Below are 17,318 nucleotides of genomic sequence, written 5' to 3' on the forward strand. Positions count from 1 at the left end.
CCGGCGGTCAGAAGGCCCGGGCCCGGGAGGCCCACGTTCGGGAGGTCCGGGCCCGAAGGCTCCGGCTCCGAAGGCTTACGGCCCCGGTGACCTCCGCGCCGGTGGAGGCGTCGTCGTCATGGCGGGCTTGAGGAAGGGTTGGGAGGCGGCTGGGGAAAGAGGGCGGCGAAGGAGTGTCCGCCGGGGATCACGGGGCCCTTCGGGCACACGGGGGCCGGGAACACCGCTGCCGGGCACCCGCGAGGAGGGGCCCGGCAGCGGAGCGGAAGAGGGGGCGGCGGAGGAGGGGAGAGGGGCCGGCGGGGAGGGGAAGAGGGCCCGGTGGGGAGGGGGAGGGGGTCCGGCGGGGCGGGCGTCAGACCTGGACGCCGGGGACGCCGTCCTCCACGACCACGCTCGCGCGCGTGCTGACCGGCGCGTCCGGCTTCGTGACGAAGGGCAGGACGCGGAAGTCGCTCGTCCACCGTTCCCGGTCCACCGTGACACGGACGTAGCCGCGCTGGCTGTTGAAGAACTTCATGTGCGGGTTGGCCGCGAGGAACGTCCGCCCCTGGGCCGTCATGTCGGCGCCGTCGCCGCCGCTGGTGATCGAGGTGCCGACGAACTCCGAGCCCACGGTGGCCGATTCCGGGTCGGCGAAGTCGCGTTTCAGATCCCAGGCGTAGTTCTGGTGCCGGTCGCCCGTGATGACCACCAGGTTGCGCACCCCGCGGGTCCCGGCCTCGGCCAGCAGGCGGTTGCGCTCGGCGGCGTAACCGTCCCAGGGGTCCATCCAGACCGTGGTGCCCGGTCCCGGGTCGTGGTCGGTCTGGCCCATCGGGGCCTGGTTGCCGAGGATCTGCCAGCGCGCCCGGGAGCGGCTGAAGCCCTTCAGGACCCAGTCCCGCTGGCGGGCGCCGAGCAGGGTCCGGTCCGGGTCGAAGCGGTCCGCGCAGTCGGCCGACGTACCGTCACCGCAGGGCTGGTCGTCGCGGTACTGGCGGGTGTCGAGCATGGTGAAGTCGGCGAGCCGGCCGTAGGGGAGCCTGCGGTACATCTGGACGTCGGGGCCCTGCGGCAGCTGGGCGCGGCGCAGCGGCGCGTGCTCGTACAGCGCCTGGAACGCCTCGGCCCGGCGGACCAGGAAGGTCCCGGGGTCCTCGCCGTTCTCGGAGGTCTCGTCCGCCCAGTTGTTCTCCACCTCGTGGTCGTCGAAGGTCATGACCCACGGGAAGGCGGCGTGCGCCTCCCGCAGCGGGGCCTCGGACTTGTAGAGGCCGTACTGCAGGCGGTAGCGGGCCAGGTCGAGGGTCTCGGTGTGGAACTTCGGATCGGTCGTGACCCCGCGGCTGTTCGTCCTCACCCCGGACTCGTACAGGTAGTCCCCCAGGTGCACCACCAGGTCCAGGTCCTCCCGGGCCATGTGGTGGTACGCCGTGTAGAAGCCGGCCTGCCATGCCTGGCAGGAGGCGAAGGCGAACCTCAGGCCGCGCGGGGAGGCCCAGGGCTCCGGTGTGGTCCGGGTGCGCCCCACCGGGGAGACCGCGGAGCCCGCCCTGAAGCGGTACCAGTACACGCGGTCCGGGGCCAGGCCGTGGATCTCGGGATGGACGGAGTGGGCCAGCTCGGGCGTCGCCACCACGCTGCCGCGGCGGACCACCCGGCGGAACCGTTCGTCGAGCGCGACCTCGTACCCCACCCGGACCGGCCGGGCCGGCATCCCGCCGAAGCCGTCCTGCGCGAAGGGGTCGGGGGCCAGCCGCGTCCACAGCACGACGCCGTCCGCCGTCGGGTCGCCCGAGGCGACACCGAGGGTGAAGGGATCGCCCGGCAGGGCGGGCGCGGCGAACGCGGACGGCGTGTCCCACGCTCCCGTGCCGAGCATCAGTGCGGTGGCCGCGGCCCCGCCGAATCCGAACATCTGCCGACGGGACACGGATCGTGCGACCACGGGTTCCTCCTTGGTTGATCTGCGCCAACCTCAGTGACCCTGCCGGGAGTTGATGTCATGTCCGCGCGTAACGCGTGGCCGGGGACCGAGCGGTACGTGAACATGCCAAATTCTCGGGTCCCGGCGGACGGCGGCGGACCGCCGGCCGCGGCTGAGAGGATCGCCGTATGACCACGACCGACTGGGACGACGCCGCCGGCTCCTTCGACGACGAACCCGACCACGGCCTCCTCGACCCCGTCGTCCGTGACGCCTGGGCCCGGCGGATGGAGACCTGGCTGCCGTCCTCCCGCTCCGAGGTGCTCGACCTCGGCTGCGGCACCGGAAGCCTGGCGCTCCTCGCCGCCGGGCAGGGGCACCGGGTCACCGCCGTCGACCGGTCCGGGCGGATGGCCGAGCGGGCCCGGGCCAAGCTGGCCGGGACCGGTGCCGAGGTGCTCGTCGGCGACGCCGCCCGGCCCCCCGTCGGCGGGCAGCGCTTCGACGTGGTCCTGGCCCGGCACGTGGTGTGGCTGCTCCCGGACCCCGCCGCCGCCCTCGGGCACTGGTTCTCCCTGCTGAGGCCGGGCGGCCGGCTGGTGCTCGTCGAAGGCGTGTGGGGCGGCACCGGGCTGTCCGCGGCCCGCCTCACCGCCCTGCTCACCCCGTTCACCGAGCGCATCCACCACGAGCCGCTCTCCGGCGACAGCCGTCTCTGGGGCAAGGAGGTCGACGACGAGCGGTACGCCCTGGTCGCCCGCGCCGTGCCCGCCCACCGGCACCGGGAGGTCGTCGACGTCCACCTGATCCTGCGGCGCGGCCCCGAGGTGCTGCTGGCCCGCAGGGCGGGCACGGGATACGCGGACGGCCTGCTCCACGCGCCCTCGGGCCACGCGGAGGACGGCGAGGACGTCCGGGAGGCCATGGTCCGGGAGGCCGCCGAGGAGATCGGCGTCGTGCTCGACCCGGACGAGCTGAGGGTCGCCCTGGTCATGCAGCACCGGGGGCCCGGCGGCAACCCCCGGATGGGCTGGTTCTTCGAGGCGGAGTACGACCCGGAGCGCCCGCCCCGCAACGCCGAACCGGAGAAGTGCTCGGGCATCGGCTGGTACCGGCTGGACGCGCTGCCCGACGACATGGTCGCCTACTGCCGCGCCGGGCTCGACGGCTACCGGGCCGAGGAGCGCTTCCTGATCCACTGGCACGAGGACGGCGACACCGTCGCCCACGCCCCCGGGGGCGTGGACCGGGCCGTACCGCTGCCGGTGTCCGCCACCCCCACCGGCCGGGTACACCACATCGAGGTGTGGGTCCCCGACCTGGCGCGGGCGGAGAAGGACTGGGGCTGGCTGCTCGAAGAGCTCGGCCACATCCCGTACCAGCGCTGGGCGCACGGCCGCAGCTGGCGGCGCGGGGACGGCTACGTGGTCGTGGAGCAGTCGCCGGACGGGACCGGGGCGACGCACGACCGGCGGCGCCCCGGCGTCAACCACCTGGCGTTCCACGTCCGGGACCGGGCCGCGCTCGACGACCTGGTGGCCCGCGCCCCGGCGCACGGCTGGCGGCTGCTCTTCCCCGACCGGCACCCGTACGCCGGCGGCAGCGGGCACTACGCGGCGTACCTGGAGAACGCGGCGGGATACGAGGTGGAACTGGTCGCCCCCTGAACCGCCGCGTCCCGCGGCGGGCGCGCCGCCGCGGGACGGCGGGCTCAGCGGAGCTTGATCGCTCCGCCGTCCGCCATCAGGGTCTGGCCCGTGATGTACTGCGCGTCGTCGCTCGCGAGGAAGGCGACGACCGGCGCGACGTCCTTCATGGGGTCGCCGAAGCGGCCGAGCGGGACCTTGGCGGCGGAGAGCGCGTACTGCTCCGGATTGGCCTCGGCCCACTGGGCGACCCCGGCGGTCTTCGCCATCGGCGACACCACGTTGACCCTGATCCGGTCGGCGGCCCACTCGTTGGCCACGACCCGGCTCAGGCCGCGGATGGCCTCCTTGGCCGCCGCGTACGACGCCTGGTTCGGCTGGCCGTCGATGCCGGCGCCGGAAGCGAAGTTGACGACCGCGCCCCGGGTCTTCCGCAGCTCCTCGTACGCGGCCACCATGAAGTTGCGGGTGGCGAAGAGGCCCGTGTCCAGGGCGAGTTTCCAGTCGTCCTCGGTCTGCTCCACGAAGGGCCGCACCCGTGAGGCGCTCGCGTTGTTCACCAGGACGTCCAGCTTGCCGAAGCGCTCCACGGCCGTGGCGACCGCCTGCTCGGCGACCGAACGGTCCGAGACGTCGCCGCGGATGAACGCCACCGCGTCACCCAGCTCCGCGACGACCGCGTCCCCGGCCGCCTGCTGCAGGTCGATGACGACGACCCGCGCACCGCGCTCGACGAAGAGCCTGGTGACGGCCTCACCGATGCCCGAAGCGCCGCCCGTGACGACCGCAACCTTGTTTTCCAGGGTCATTGCTGCACTGTTCCTTCGCCTTGCCTGTTCCGGCGCGTACCCCCGGTATGACGCCCTTGTGTGCATCATACCCATCTTGTGTATGATGCATATAAGCCGGAGGGTGGTCAGCCGAGCAGCTCCTCCAGGCCGCCGGCGCGGGCGAGCAGCTCCAGCTCGTCCAGCGCCCGTACGGCCGCCGACGCCGCCGCCGGGTCCCGCTCCGCGAGTCCGCTCCGCTCGAACTCGTCCTCGTCCAGCCGCAGTACCCGCGATCCGTCGGCCGACACCCACAGGTCCAGGTCCAGATCCTCCACCAGCAGCTCGGACCCGCGCAGCACGGCGGGCCGGGTGATGTCGCAGTACCAGCCCTTCAGCCCGCCGTCCCCGGTGCGGACCTCCTTCACCGCGAACCACCTGGTGCGCCAGTAGTGCTCGGTGAGGACGTCGCCCGGCTCGAACCGCACGAAGCCGAAGTCCCGCACCCCCTCTGCCGCCCACGGCGCCCGGACCGTGAGGCGGTCCCCGTCGTCGCGCACCGTCCCGGCCGGATACCGGATCTTGGTACGGCCGGCCTTGACCAGGACGACCGTCAGCGTGTCCGCCGTGCCGGGGCGGGTGGGGACGGACATGGCGGGTTCCTCCGTTTCGTCCGTGGCCGGTCTCCGCGCGCTCCGTGGCGCCGCCGGGCGGGGCGCCACGGACCCCGGCCGACGTGCCGGACGGTACGCGGCCGCACCGGGGGGCCGCCTCCCCGTTTCGCGGCGGCGGGGGCAGAATCGGCCCGTGACCCTGAAGATCGCCGTTGACCCGGACTCCGCCACCGCCCCCTACGAGCAGGTGCGCGACCAGCTCTCCGAACAGGCCCGCTCCGGCGCCCTGCCCGTCGGCTACCGGCTCCCGACCGTACGCGGCCTCGCCGGGGAACTGGGGCTCGCCGCCAACACCGTGGCCAAGGCCTACCGGGCGCTGGAGGGCGACGGGGTCATCGAGACCCGCGGCCGCAACGGGACCTTCGTCGCCGCGGCGGGAGGCGCGGCGGAGCGGAGAGCGGCCACCGCCGCCCAGGTGTACGCCGAGCAGGCGCGGCGCCTGGGGCTGTCCCGTGCCGAGGCGCTGTCGCTGGCCCAGGACGCGGTGCGCGCGGCCTACGGGGGCTGACGGGCCCGGCCCGCGGCGGGCCGCCGCGGGCGGCGCCCCGGAGCTTCGGACAGGAGGGGCCCCGGCTCGCCCTCTGCCCGGAGCTCTCAGAGGTACAGTCCGGCGTCCGCCCCCGTGTCCTGCTTCGGCACCGAAGCGGGAGGGCTGCCGCGCCGCAGCGAGAACAGTTCCGCCAGGGTCGCGCCGTCCCGGCCCAGCCCTTCCTCCGTGCCCAGCCAGGACACCGCCTCCTCGCGGGTCAGCGGGCCGACCTCGATCCGGGCCAGGCAGCGGCCCGGCCTGACGACCGCGGGGTGCAGCCGTTCCAGGTCCTCGTTGGTCGTCACCCCGACCAGTACGTTGCGGCCCTGGCCCAGCAGGCCGTCCGTCAGGTTCAGCAGCCGCGAGAGCGCCTGCCCCGCGGTGTGCTTGGCCTCGCCGCGGATCAGCTCGTCGCAGTCCTCCAGGAGCAGCAGCCGCCAGCGGCCCTTCGCCGAGCCCTCGTCCTCGCCGATGGCGATGTCCATCAGATAGCCGACGTCGTTGAAGAGGCGCTCGGGGTCCAGTACGCAGTCGACCTGGCACCAGTCCCGCCAGGAACGGGCCAGCGTGCGCAGCGCCGAGGTCTTGCCGGTGCCCGGAGGGCCGTGCAGCAGGAGCAGCCGGCCGGCGATGTCGTCCGGCGTGACCTTCATCAGCCGGTCCATCGCACCGGCCACCGGGGCCGTGTAGTTGGGGCGGACCTCGTCCCACGTGCCGGCGGCGATCTGCCGGGTGGTGCGGTGGGGGCCCCGGCGGGGGGAGACGTACCAGAAGCCCATCGTCACGTTCTCGGGCTGCGGTTCCGGTTCGTCGCGGGCGCCGTCGGTGGCCTCGGCCAGCACCTTCTCGGCGAGTTCCGGGGAGGTGGCGGTGACGGTGACGTCGGCGCCCCGGTTCCACCGGGAGACCAGCACGGTCCATCCCTCGCCCTCGGCGAGGGTCGCGCTGCGGTCGTCGTCGCGGGCGGAGCGCAGTACCTCGGCCCGCGCCGGGAGCAGGGTGGCGCCCGGCTTCACCCGGTCGAGGGAAGAGCTGTGCGAGTACGGCTGCTCGCCCGTCGCGAAGCGGCCGAGGAACAGGGCGTCCACGACATCGGACGGGGAATCGCTGTCGTCGACGGTGAGCCGGATCGGCAGAGCTGACTCGGGGTTGGCAGGCATGGCGCCCATGATCCGGCACGGTGGCACCCCGCGCACCCAGGTTTCGGGAGCTGCCCTTCCGGGGCCGGGCGCCCCGTCGCGGGGCCGCACGGCAAGCGCGGGGCCGCACGGGGAGCCGGTGCCGGTCCGCGGGGGACACGCCCGGGGCGGGCGGTGGTGCGGTGGCGTACGGCGAGGGGAGGCGCACGCCCCCCGGAGCGGAGCCGGGGCGGGGAACAGGGCGTGAAACGGGGCCCGGTAACGGGGTGTCAACCCCCGTACACACGGGGGCAATCCTGCGGCCGGGATACACGGGTGTCCGTGCGGGACGATAGGGTTACCCTGCCCGGGCCGGGTGCCCTCGTACGGGTGGGGAGTGACATGGAACAGATAACAGTGCGCAGCAGGCCGCGTGTGCCTGCCATCACGTGTGGGAGCAGTGCGACCAGTTCGCGGCTCGACCGCCATCTCGCGGTGCTGGGCGGTCCCGCCGTCCCGCAGCGGGAATCCGCGGAAGCGACGCTGCTGATGCTGGAGCTGACCTCGCGCGACGCCTCGCACAGCCACAGGAGCAGGGGCGCGCGCGTCTCGCTCTTCAACCCGCTGCGGCGGTTGCGGCGGTCGTTGTTCGGCAGCCGCCACTGACCGAGGCAGCCGAACCCGGTCCGGCCCCCCGCTCGGGGCCGCGTCCGAGACCACCTCGCCCCGGCGCGGTGCCGCTGCCCGCCCGCCCGTCATCCCCAGGGCCCGCAGCGCCGCGCCGGTGTGCTCCCCAGCGCCGGTACGGCACCCATCGGCGCCCCCGCCCCCACCCGGCAGCCCCACCCGGTGGCAGCGGCGCCCCGCGACGGCCTCACGGGTGACGCGGCCCCCTGCGGCGTTTCCGGAGCGGAGCGGTCCCGGGCCAGCGCGGATCCGGGCCGCGCGGATCCGGCGCAGCGCGGATTTCGGAGCGCCGCGTATGGCAGAGCGCCGGGTATGTCAGAGCAGGGCGAACTGCCCTTCCGGGCCCTCCTCGCGGTGGTCGAGCACGGACGCGGGGCGGCGGGCCGGCGCGGGTACCGGGAGTATCCCGGCGGCGCGCAGGTCCTGCCGGGTGAAGGCCGGCGCATCCAGGAGACGGCCGTGCAACGCGGCCTGCCGCGGCGCCAGTTCGTCCAGCAGGGCCAGCACCGTGATCAGCTCCAGCAGTTCGGAGGTCCACTCCTGGGGCCAGACCCGCGGCCCCAGCGAGGCCAGCCCTTCCGCCTCGGCCGGCGCGGCGCGGCGCGCGAACCACAGCTCCAGCACCCGCACCCCGCCGACCCGGAAGTTCCACGCACCGGAGGGCACGGGCGAGATACGGCCCGTGCCGAGCAGGAGCGCCCGGTCCTCGGCGTCGTAACGCAGCAGGTCCGGGCGGTGCGGCAGCGCGGCCCGCACATAGGGGCGCCGGCCGCCCGGCAGCCGGGGCCGCTCCCCGCCGCGCGCCCCGCGCAGGTGCAGCCGCAGCAGCTCCCGGCCGAGTTCCACGCCCTCGGCCCACAGCGCCCCGTCGGCGGGCAGCGGGACCCTGGGGCCCGCCGGGGAGGGGCGGGCGGCGGCGAGGGCCCAGGCCAGCACGGCCTCGGGGGGCACGGGCACGCCGTAGCGGGTGCGCAGGAGTTCCGGCAGGCCGGGCGCGAGGTTCGGCTCCCGGCCGCCGGGCCGCCGGTGGAGCGGCCGGACACGGCCGGGACGGCCCGCGGGGGAGTGGCCGTCGGGCAGCAGGGCGGTCACCGACAGGACGGGCCCCGCCCCGCCGGGTACACGGCCGTGCTCCACGGCGAACAGCTGATGGCCGTCGGCGACCCGCCACAGCTCCGGCCGGGCGGCGTCCAGCAGCCGGTGGTCCGGGATCAGCCACTGCTCGTCGAAGGGGCCGTGCTGGACCCGTACCGGATCCGGGTACGGCCCGGGATCCCGGGCGAAGCGGCCCGTCGCCGTGGAGCGGCCCGGCAGTGAGGCGGCGGCCGTGAGCGGTGTCCGGTGGCGGCTCGGCCGGAACAGCCGCTCCTGCTCGGCGCCCTCGGCCGCCACCAGCAGGTCCCAGCGCGCCCGCAGGGAAGGCGCGTCGGGCGCCGTCACCCAGGCACGCCCGGTCCGCATCGGCCGTACCGACCAGGGCATGAGGTCGTCCAGCAGCGGAAACCGGGCCTCCCCGCCGATTCCGGCCGCCTCCCGTGCCGCCACCGCCCGGTCCCCCCGTCGCCCTGCCCGCAGCCGTCCCCGGCATCGTAACGAGAGGGCCCGGCCGGGCGGGAGCGGCGGGTCAGGGGCCGCCGCTCCCACCCGGCACGGGGTCCGGTCAGTGCGCGTCCACCGTCACCGAGAAGGAGAAGCGGTCGCCCCGGTAATGGATCCGCGCCACATCCACCACCCGGCCCTCGTCGTCGTAGGTCACCCCGGTGTAGTGCAGGATCGGGCTGAGCAGCGGGACCTGGAGCAGTCCGGCCGTGGCCGGGTCCGCCAGCCGCGCCTCGACGGTGTCGGTGATCCGGGAGATCCGCACCCCGACGGCGTCACGCAGCACCTTCGTCATCGGCCAGCGTTCCAGATCGGCCACGTCGATGCGGTCGGCGATCTCGGGGCGCACCGCGTTCTCCGCCCAGTTCGTCGGCTCCCCGCCGGTCCCGTCGAAGCGCAGCCGCCGGTAGCAGGCCACTTCGGCGCAGTCCGGGAAGAACTCGGCCAGTTCCCCCGGCACCGGGGCCGGGCCGTGGCCGAGCACCGTGGTCCGCTCACCCGACTGCTGGGCGACGATCGCGTCGACCGATCCCAGCAGCCGGACCGGCGACACCCGCCGGGCCCGGGGCTCGATGAAGGTGCCGCGCCGCCGGTGCCTGGAGATCAGCCCCTCCTCCTCCAGCTCCTTGAGGGCCTGGCGCATGGTCAGGACGCTGACGCCGTAGTGGACGGCGAGCTTCTCCTCCGTCGGCAGCCGGGAGGAGGCGTCCTGCGGGCGGCCCAGTATGGACGCCCGCAGCGACTGCGAGACCTGGTACCACAGGGGCAGTTTCCGGTTGAGCACCAGCGAGTCGGGGGCGAAGGCGGGCGGGTGCCGTACCTCGTTCACCTGGTCCATCCGGTTCCACCCGGCCTCTCTGCGCGCTGGGACCGGCCGCGCGGTTCCTCACGGCCGGAAGGTGCGGCTCAGACCCTGCCACACGTCGTCGTAGCCCCGCTGGAGATGCCCGGCCCCGGCCGCCTGCGCGGTCGCCGTCACCGGCCAGCGGGTCTCGAACATGAACGCCAGGCCGTCCTCGATCTTCTGCGGCCTCAGCTCCGCCGCGCTCGCCTTCTCGAAGGTCTCGCGGTCCGGCCCGTGCGCCGACATCATGTTGTGCAGCGACCCCCCGCCCGGCACGAACCCGCCCGCCTTCGCGTCGTACGCGCCCTCGATCAGCCCCATGTACTCGCTCATCACGTTGCGGTGGAAGTACGGCGGCCGGAAGGTGTCCTCGCCGACCAGCCAGCGCGGCGCGAAGACCACGAAGTCGACACCGGCCAGGCCCGGGGTGTCCGACGGGGACGTCAGCACCGTGAAGATCGACGGATCCGGGTGGTCGTAGCTGATGGAGCCGATGACGTTGAAGCGGCGCAGGTCGTAGACGTACGGCGTGTGGTTGCCGTGCCAGGCCACCACGTCGAGCGGCGAGTGGCCGTACGTCGCCGACCACAGGTTGCCGCAGAACTTGTTGACCACCTCGACGGGCTCCTCGCGGTCCTCGTACGCCGCCACCGGAGCCAGGAAGTCCCGTGCGTTGGCGAGGCCGTTGGCACCGATCGGACCGAGGTCGGGCAGGACGAAGGGCTGCCCGTAGTTCTCGCAGACGTACCCCCGGGCGGTGGCGTCCAGCAGCTCCACCCGGAAGCGGATCCCGCGCGGGATCAGCGCCACCTGCCCCGGGGAGGCGCTCAGCAGGCCCAGTTCGGTGCGGAGCAGCAGCCCGCCGCGCTCCGGGACGATCAGCAGCTCACCGTCGGAGTCGCTGAACACCCGGTCGGTCATGGAGGTGTCGGCGCTGTACAGATGCACCGCCATGCCCGTGCGCTGCGTGGCGTCGCCGTTGCCGCCGAGGGTCCACAGCCCGGCCAGGAAGTCCGTGCCCGGCGCCGGGTCCGGGAGCGGGTCCCAGCGCAGCCGGTTGGGATCGGCGGCCGTCTCGGTGAACGGCGCGGTGCGCAGGGCCCCGTTGCCGGTCCGGACGAAACGCGGATGCGCGGCGGACGGACGGATCCGGTACAGCCAGGAGCGGCGGTTGCGGGCGCGGGGCTCGGTGAAGGCCGAACCGCTCAGCTGCTCCGCGTAGAGCCCGAGCGGGGCGCGCTGCGGGGAGTTGCGGCCGTGCGGCAGGGCGCCGGGGGCCGCCTCCGAGGAGTGCTCGTTGCCGAAACCGGCGCTGTACGCCAGACCTTCGGACACTTTCCTCGCCTGCTCGATACCGCTCATCCCGCGCTCCCGGTGGAAGAGGTCCCGTGAAGGACAGGACCCCGACAAGGAATCCTATGGGTAACCGTAGGAATGAGAACGCCGCCCGTCAACGGCACACACGGCGCGCCGGGGACCGGCCGGTCCCCGGCGCGCCGGGCGTGCGGTGGATGAACAGGGCGGGGCGGGGGCGCCGGGCGCCACGGGGCCACGGCATCATGGGGCGTGTGCCCCCTCCGCATACGAACCTCCGCCGTGTCCCCGTACAACGACGCAGCGCCGAACGCCTGGCGCGGATCCTCGACGCGGGAGCCGGGCTCCTCGACGAGGCCGGGTACGAGCAGCTCTCCACCCGTGCGGTGGCCGACCGCGCCCAGGTGCCCATCGGTTCCGTCTACCGGTTCTTCCCCAACAAGCGCGCCCTGGTCGACGCCCTGGCCGAGCGGAACCTGGAGCTGTACGCGGAGCGGATCACGGGCCGCCTCGCGGACATCCCGGCGCGGGAGTGGGGCGCGGCGATCGACGCCGTGCTGGACGAGTACCTGGCGATGAAACGGACCGTCCCCGGCTTCACCCTGGTCGACTTCGGCCCGCCCGCGCCGCTCGTCGACTCCCCCGACGAGGCCAACCGGAGAGTCGCCGGCCGGCTGGCGACCCTGCTCGCGGACCACCTCGGCCATGTGTCGGGCGGGCGGGGCGGCGGGACCGCAGGCCCCGCCACCGGAGCCGGCGGGGAGCCGGGGCCGCTCTTGGTGCCGGACGGGGGCGCCGGGGGCGGACCGGCCGCGACGGACGACGCCGGCCTGCTGCGCACGGTGCTGGTCTGCGTGGTGGCCGCGGACGCACTGCTCCAACTCGCCTTCCGTACCGACCCGTCGGGCGACCCCGGGCTGATAGCGCAGACGCGGCTCGTGGTCCGCTCCTATCTGGCACAGGTCCTCGGCTGAGGCGCCGCACCGCACCGCACCGCACGTGGTGCCGCACCGCACCGCACGTGGTGCCGTACCGCGCACGGCGGGGCGCCGGGCGCGGAGGGGTACCGCACACGGCGGGTCCCGAGAACGTCCGTCCGACCGGTCTCTCGCCAGCATCCGTACCGGTCGGTATGCTCGGTCGGCCGGGAGCCGCCACCCGCCGTGCGGGCGCGCGCGCCCCGCCGTATGCCCGCGTGCCACCGCTGCCGCCGCCCCGGGGAGGGCCCATGTCCCACGATTCCCGTACCGCCCTGCGTATCTGTCCGCTCTGCGAAGCCACCTGCGGGCTCACCCTCACCATCGAGGGCACCACCGTCACCGGTGCGCGCGGCGACCGCGACGACGTCTTCAGCCGGGGCTTCATCTGCCCCAAGGGCGCTTCCTTCGGCGGACTCGACAACGACCCCGACCGGCTGCGCACCCCGCTCGTCCGCGTGGACGGCGTCCTGCGCGAGGCGAGCTGGGACGAGGCGTTCGAGACGATCGCCGCCCGGATACCGCCCCTGGCCGAGGAGCACGGCGCACAGGCGGTCGGCGTCTACCTGGGCAACCCCAACGTGCACACCGTGGCGGGGGCCCTCTACCCGCCGCTGCTGCTGGCCGCCCTCGGCACCCGCAACGTCTTCACGGCCAGCACCCTGGACCAGATGCCCAAGCACGTCTCCAGCGGACTGCTCTACGGCGACGCCCAGGCCATCCCCGTACCCGACCTCGACCGCACCGCCCATCTGCTGCTGATCGGCGCCAACCCCCTGGAGTCCAACGGCAGTCTCTGCACCGCCCCCGACTTCCCCGGCAAGCTCAAGGCGCTGCGCCGGCGCGGCGGCACCCTCACCGTCGTCGACCCGCGGCGCACCCGCACCGCGCGCCTCGCCGACCGGCACGTCGCCGTCCGGCCCGGCACCGACGCGCTGCTGCTCGCCGCGCTCGTCCAGGTCCTGATCGAGGAGAAACTCGACGAGCCCGGAGCACTCGCCGGACACCTCGACGGATACGGCGAACTGGCCGACGCCGTCGCAGACTTCACCCCCGAAGCGGTGGCCGCCGCCTGCGGCACCGACCCGGACACCATCCGGGGGACCGCCCGCGAACTGGCCGCGGCCCCCTGTGCCGCCGTCTACGGCCGGATCGGCAGCTGCACCGTCGAACACGGCACCCTGGCCAGCTGGCTCGTCGACGTGCTCAACATCCTCACCGGCAACCTCGACCGGCCCGGCGGCGCGCTCTTCCCGCTCTCCGCGACCGCCCGCGCCCCCCGCCCCGCAGGCCCCGGCAAGGGCTTCGCCCTCGGCCGCTGGCGCAGCCGCGTCTCCGGGCACCCCGAGGCCAAGGGGGAACTGCCCACCGCCGCGCTCGCCGAGGAGATCGAGACCCCCGGGCAGGGCAGGATCCGCGCCCTGATCGTCGTGGCGGGCAACCCGGTGCTCTCGGCACCCGACGGGGACCGGCTGGAAAGGGCGCTCGCGGAGCACCTCGACTTCATGGTCTGCGTCGACCCCTACCTGGGCGAGACCTCCCGGCACGCCGATGTCGTCCTGCCCCCGCCGCCGCCCTCGCGGAGCGCCCACTTCGACTTCGCGCTGAACTCCCTCGCCGTGCGCAACCAGGTCCGCTACAGCCCGCCCGCCGTGCCCCTCCAGGACGGGGAGAAGGACGAGAGCGAGATCCTCGCCCGGCTCGTCCTCGCCGTCGGCGGTGTCCACGACGCGCCCCCCGGCGCCGTCGACGACGCGGCCGTCGCCGACGCGCTCGCCCGGGCGGGCGCCCCCGCCTCGCTCGCCGGCGAACTGACCGGCCGCACCGGAGCCGAACGGCGCCTCGACCTGATGCTGCGCCTGGGCCCCTACGGCCTCACCCTGGAACAGCTCCTCGCCCACCCCCACGGCATCGACCTCGGACCGCTGGAGCCCCGCGTACCGCAGCTGCTGAAGACCCGCAGCGGGCGTATCGAGCTGTTCCCCGCACCGATCGCCGCCGACCTGCCCCGGCTCCGGGAGGCCCTCGGCACCCGCCCCGCCGGACTCGTCCTCGTGGGCCGCCGCCATCTGCGCTCCAACAACAGCTGGATGCACAACATCGCCTCACTGCGCGGCGGTTCCAACGTCTGCACCCTGCAGATACACCCCGAGGACGCGGCCCGCGCCGGACTCGCCGACGGCGACCGGGCCAGGATCACCGCGGCGGGCGGCACCGTCGAGGCCCCGGCCGAACTCACCGACTCCGTACGCCCCGGGGTGGTGAGCCTGCCGCACGGCTGGGGACACGGCCGGCCGGGCACCCGGCTGTCCGTCGCCGCGAGGGAACCGGGCGTCAACGTGAACCAGCTGCTGGACGGCACCCTGCTGGACCCGCTCTCCGGCACCGCCGTGCTCAACGCCGTACCCGTGACCGTCACCCCGTCGGCCTGACGCGCCCGTACGCCCCAGGGTGCTCCGGAGGGCGGGGGAGTCCCGCGTGACCTGTGTCTCCAGCCATTCCCTGGCGCCGAAAAACTAACAGCGCTAGTTTGGGGCGGGGCGGCGAACCGCCCGTACGGCGACCGCCGGTACGGTGCCCGCCCGCACGGCACACGGCTTCGGCGGCAGCACAGCGAGTCCGGGAGGAACAGCCATGAAGGCGCATGACGGGATGTACATCGGCGGCCGGTGGCGGCCCGCGTCCGGACCGGACACGATCGCGGTCGTGAACCCGGCCGACGAGGAGGTCATCGGCCACGTGCCGGCGGGCACCGCCGAGGACGTCGACGCCGCGGTACGCGCCGCACGCGCCGCGTTCCCGGGCTGGGCGGCGACCCCGCCCGCCGAGCGCGCCGCGCTGATCGGGGCGCTGCGCGACGTACTGGCCGCCCGCAAGGACGAGATCGCCCGGACCGTCACCGCGGAGCTGGGCTCCCCGCTGCCGCTGTCGCAGGCGGTGCACGCCGGTGTCCCGGTCCTGGTCGCGGGTTCCTACGCCGAGCTGGCGGCCTCGTACCCCTTCGAGGAGAAGCTGGGCAACTCCACCGTCCTGCTGGAGCCCGTCGGCGTGGTCGGCGCGATCACCCCCTGGAACTACCCGCTCCACCAGATCGTCGCCAAGGTGGCCCCGGCCCTCGCCGCCGGCTGCACCGTCGTCCTCAAGCCCGCCGAGGACACCCCCCTCACCGCACAGCTCTTCGCCGAGGCGGTCCACGAGGCGGGGCTCCCCGGAGGGGTCTTCAACCTGGTGACCGGCGTCGGGACGGTCGCCGGACAGGCCCTGGCCGGGCACGAGGACGTCGACCTGGTGTCCTTCACCGGCTCCACGGCCGTCGGCAGGCAGATCGGCGCCACGGCGGGCGCGGCCGTCAAGCGCGTCGCCCTGGAACTCGGCGGCAAGTCCGCCAACGTCATCCTGCCCGGCGCCGACCTCGCCAGGGCCGTCAACGTCGGCGTCGCCAACGTGATGTCCAACTCCGGTCAGACGTGCAGCGCCTGGACCCGGATGCTGGTCGACGCCGAACGGTACGAGGAAGCCGTCTCCCTCGCGGCCACCGCCGTCGCCAAGTACGTCCCCGGCGAGCGCGTCGGCCCCCTCGTCAACGCCAAGCAGCAGGCCAGGGTGCGGGACTACATCACCAAGGGCATCGAGGAGGGGGCCCGCCTCGTCGCCGGCGGCCCCGAGGCCCCCGGGGAGCGGGGCTACTACGTCAGCCCCACCGTCTTCGCCGACGTCACCCCGGACATGACCATCGCCCAGGAGGAGATCTTCGGCCCGGTGCTCTCCATCCTCCGCTACGAGGACGCGGACGACGCCCTGCGCATCGCCAACGACACCGTGTACGGTCTCGCCGGAGCCGTCTGGGCCGCCGACGACGAGACGGCGGCGGCCTTCGCCCGCCGTATGGACACCGGCCAGGTCGACATCAACGGCGGCCGCTTCAACCCGCTGGCGCCCTTCGGCGGTTACAAGCAGTCGGGCGTGGGGCGGGAGCTGGGCCCGCACGGCCTGAGCGAGTACCTCCAGACCAAGTCCCTCCAGTTCTGAGCCACCCGACCGACCGATCCGAGCCCCCGACCGAGGAGTCCCTTCGTGGTCCGCGCCGCTGTCCTGCCCGCCGTCGGAGCTCCACTGGAGATCACCGACATCGAACTGCCGGAGCCCGGACCCGGCCAGGTGAGCGTCTCCCTCGCCGCCGCCGGGGTCTGCCACTCCGACCTGTCGCTCACCAACGGCACCATGCGCCTGCCCGTCCCCGCGGTACTGGGCCACGAGGGCGCCGGCACGGTGCTCGCCGTCGGCGAGGGCGTCACCCACGTCGGCGTGGGCGACCCCGTCGTCCTCAACTGGGCGCCCTCCTGCGGATCCTGCTTCCACTGCGGGATCGGCGAGGTCTGGCTCTGCGCCGACGCGCTCAAGGGCGCGGCGAACATCCACGCCCGTACCGCCGACGGCACCGAGCTCCACCCCGGGCTGAACGTCGCCGCCTTCGCCCAGGAGACGGTCGTCGCCGCCAACTGCGTGCTGCCCGCCCCGGCCGGCATCCCGCTCACCGACGCCGCCCTGCTCGGCTGCGCCGTACTCACCGGCTACGGGGCCGTCCACCACTCCGCCCGGGTACGGGAGGGCGAGAGCGTGGTCGTCCTCGGCATCGGCGGGGTCGGCCTCGCGGTGCTCCAGGCGGCCCGCATCGCCGGCGCGTCGAAGATCATCGCGGTCGACGTCTCACCGGAGAAGGAGGAACTGGCCCGCCTGGCCGGTGCCACCGAGTACGTCGTCGCCTCCGACACCACCCCGCGCGCGATCCGCAAGCTGACCGGCGGCCAGGGTGCGGACGTCGCCGTGGAGTGCGTCGGACGGCCCGCCACCATCCGGGGGGCCTGGGAGTCCACCCGCCGGGGCGGCCGCACCACGGTCGTCGGCATCGGCGGCAAGGACCAGGTGGTCACCTTCAACGCCCTGGAGATCTTCCACTGGGGCCGCTCGCTGACCGGCTGCGTGTACGGCAACAGCGACCCGGCGCGTGACCTGCCCGAACTGGCCGAGCACATCAGGGCCGGACGGTTCGACCTGTCGATGATGGTCACCGAACGCATCGGGCTGGACGGCATCCCCGCCGCGTTCGACAACATGGTCGCGGGCAAGGGCGGGCGCGCGCTGGTCGTGTTCTAGCCGGATTCTCCGGCCTGCGCGGCGGGGCGTACGGTGCCCCGCCGCGCAGGCCGCCCCGGTCGCCCTCGTGCGACGGGCCGCCGCACGAGGGCGACCGGGG

At 74.4% G+C, this 17,318-nt stretch carries 14 protein-coding genes; 7 read left to right on the forward strand and 7 right to left on the reverse strand.

Going from position 1 to position 17,318, the window contains the following annotated elements; genetic code table 11:
* Window positions 1-355: 355 nt before the first annotated feature.
* Window positions 356-1,930 (reverse strand): alkaline phosphatase D family protein, encoded by a 1,575-nt coding sequence (locus tag CP967_RS27645; RefSeq protein WP_150490570.1) that lies wholly within the window; start codon window positions 1,928-1,930, stop codon window positions 356-358.
* Window positions 1,931-2,097: 167 nt separating this feature from the next.
* Here CP967_RS27645 and CP967_RS27650 point away from each other — a divergent pair, with 167 nt between their 5' ends.
* Complete coding sequence (locus CP967_RS27650; protein WP_150490571.1) at window positions 2,098-3,576, forward strand: trifunctional class I SAM-dependent methyltransferase/NUDIX hydrolase/VOC family protein; 1,479 nt, start codon at window positions 2,098-2,100, stop codon at window positions 3,574-3,576.
* 44 nt (window positions 3,577-3,620) lie between these two features.
* Here the strand turns inward: CP967_RS27650 and CP967_RS27655 are convergent, their stop codons facing one another.
* Together CP967_RS27655 and CP967_RS27660 are read right to left on the reverse strand one after the other, a co-directional pair.
* A complete protein-coding gene (locus CP967_RS27655; RefSeq protein WP_150490572.1) occupies window positions 3,621-4,364 on the reverse strand; it encodes an SDR family NAD(P)-dependent oxidoreductase in 744 nt (247 codons plus the stop codon).
* Between the two features lie 107 nt (window positions 4,365-4,471).
* Complete coding sequence (locus CP967_RS27660) at window positions 4,472-4,975, reverse strand: ribonuclease FAU-1 family protein (protein WP_150490573.1); 504 nt, start codon at window positions 4,973-4,975, stop codon at window positions 4,472-4,474.
* A gap of 154 nt (window positions 4,976-5,129) precedes the next feature.
* Here CP967_RS27660 and CP967_RS27665 point away from each other — a divergent pair, with 154 nt between their 5' ends.
* Window positions 5,130-5,504, forward strand: coding sequence for a GntR family transcriptional regulator (locus CP967_RS27665; RefSeq protein WP_150490574.1), 375 nt, complete (start codon window positions 5,130-5,132; stop codon window positions 5,502-5,504).
* Between the two features lie 86 nt (window positions 5,505-5,590).
* On the opposite strand, the gene CP967_RS27670 is transcribed toward CP967_RS27665, so the two are convergent.
* Window positions 5,591-6,685, reverse strand: coding sequence for a DUF5925 domain-containing protein (locus CP967_RS27670; protein WP_150490575.1), 1,095 nt, complete (start codon window positions 6,683-6,685; stop codon window positions 5,591-5,593).
* A 360-nt stretch (window positions 6,686-7,045) separates the two neighbouring features.
* On the opposite strand from CP967_RS27670, the gene CP967_RS27675 reads away from it, so the two are divergent.
* Entirely contained in the window at window positions 7,046-7,309 is a 264-nt protein-coding gene (locus CP967_RS27675) for a hypothetical protein (RefSeq protein WP_150490576.1), read from the forward strand.
* A 336-nt stretch (window positions 7,310-7,645) separates the two neighbouring features.
* Here the strand turns inward: CP967_RS27675 and CP967_RS27680 are convergent, their stop codons facing one another.
* The 3 genes from CP967_RS27680 to hmgA all read right to left on the reverse strand — a co-directional run bounded on the left by CP967_RS27680 (window position 7,646) and on the right by hmgA (window position 11,135).
* Window positions 7,646-8,875, reverse strand: coding sequence for a type ISP restriction/modification enzyme (locus CP967_RS27680; protein ID WP_150490577.1), 1,230 nt, complete (start codon window positions 8,873-8,875; stop codon window positions 7,646-7,648).
* 115 nt (window positions 8,876-8,990) lie between these two features.
* Window positions 8,991-9,767 (reverse strand): GntR family transcriptional regulator, encoded by a 777-nt coding sequence (locus CP967_RS27685; protein WP_150490578.1) that lies wholly within the window; start codon window positions 9,765-9,767, stop codon window positions 8,991-8,993.
* A gap of 48 nt (window positions 9,768-9,815) precedes the next feature.
* On the reverse strand, window positions 9,816-11,135 hold the full coding sequence (gene hmgA, locus CP967_RS27690) for a homogentisate 1,2-dioxygenase (RefSeq protein ID WP_150490579.1): 1,320 nt from the start codon (window positions 11,133-11,135) through the stop codon (window positions 9,816-9,818).
* A gap of 197 nt (window positions 11,136-11,332) precedes the next feature.
* Here hmgA and CP967_RS27695 point away from each other — a divergent pair, with 197 nt between their 5' ends.
* From CP967_RS27695 to CP967_RS27710, 4 genes are all read left to right on the forward strand, one after another.
* Window positions 11,333-12,061 carry a TetR/AcrR family transcriptional regulator gene (locus tag CP967_RS27695; protein WP_150490580.1) on the forward strand — a complete coding sequence of 243 codons (729 nt, stop codon included), beginning with the start codon at window positions 11,333-11,335 and terminating at the stop codon, window positions 12,059-12,061.
* 254 nt (window positions 12,062-12,315) lie between these two features.
* Window positions 12,316-14,496 carry a molybdopterin oxidoreductase family protein gene (locus tag CP967_RS27700; RefSeq protein WP_150490581.1) on the forward strand — a complete coding sequence of 727 codons (2,181 nt, stop codon included), beginning with the start codon at window positions 12,316-12,318 and terminating at the stop codon, window positions 14,494-14,496.
* A gap of 202 nt (window positions 14,497-14,698) precedes the next feature.
* On the forward strand, window positions 14,699-16,093 hold the full coding sequence (locus tag CP967_RS27705; RefSeq protein ID WP_150490582.1) for an aldehyde dehydrogenase family protein: 1,395 nt from the start codon (window positions 14,699-14,701) through the stop codon (window positions 16,091-16,093).
* 45 nt (window positions 16,094-16,138) lie between these two features.
* Window positions 16,139-17,218, forward strand: a complete 1,080-nt coding sequence (locus CP967_RS27710) for a Zn-dependent alcohol dehydrogenase (protein WP_150490583.1) — start codon at window positions 16,139-16,141, stop codon at window positions 17,216-17,218.
* The last annotated feature ends 100 nt before the right edge of the window (window positions 17,219-17,318 follow it).

The sequence above is a fragment of the Streptomyces nitrosporeus genome, from assembly GCF_008704555.1.
Taxonomy (GTDB): Bacteria; Actinomycetota; Actinomycetes; order Streptomycetales; family Streptomycetaceae; genus Streptomyces; species Streptomyces nitrosporeus.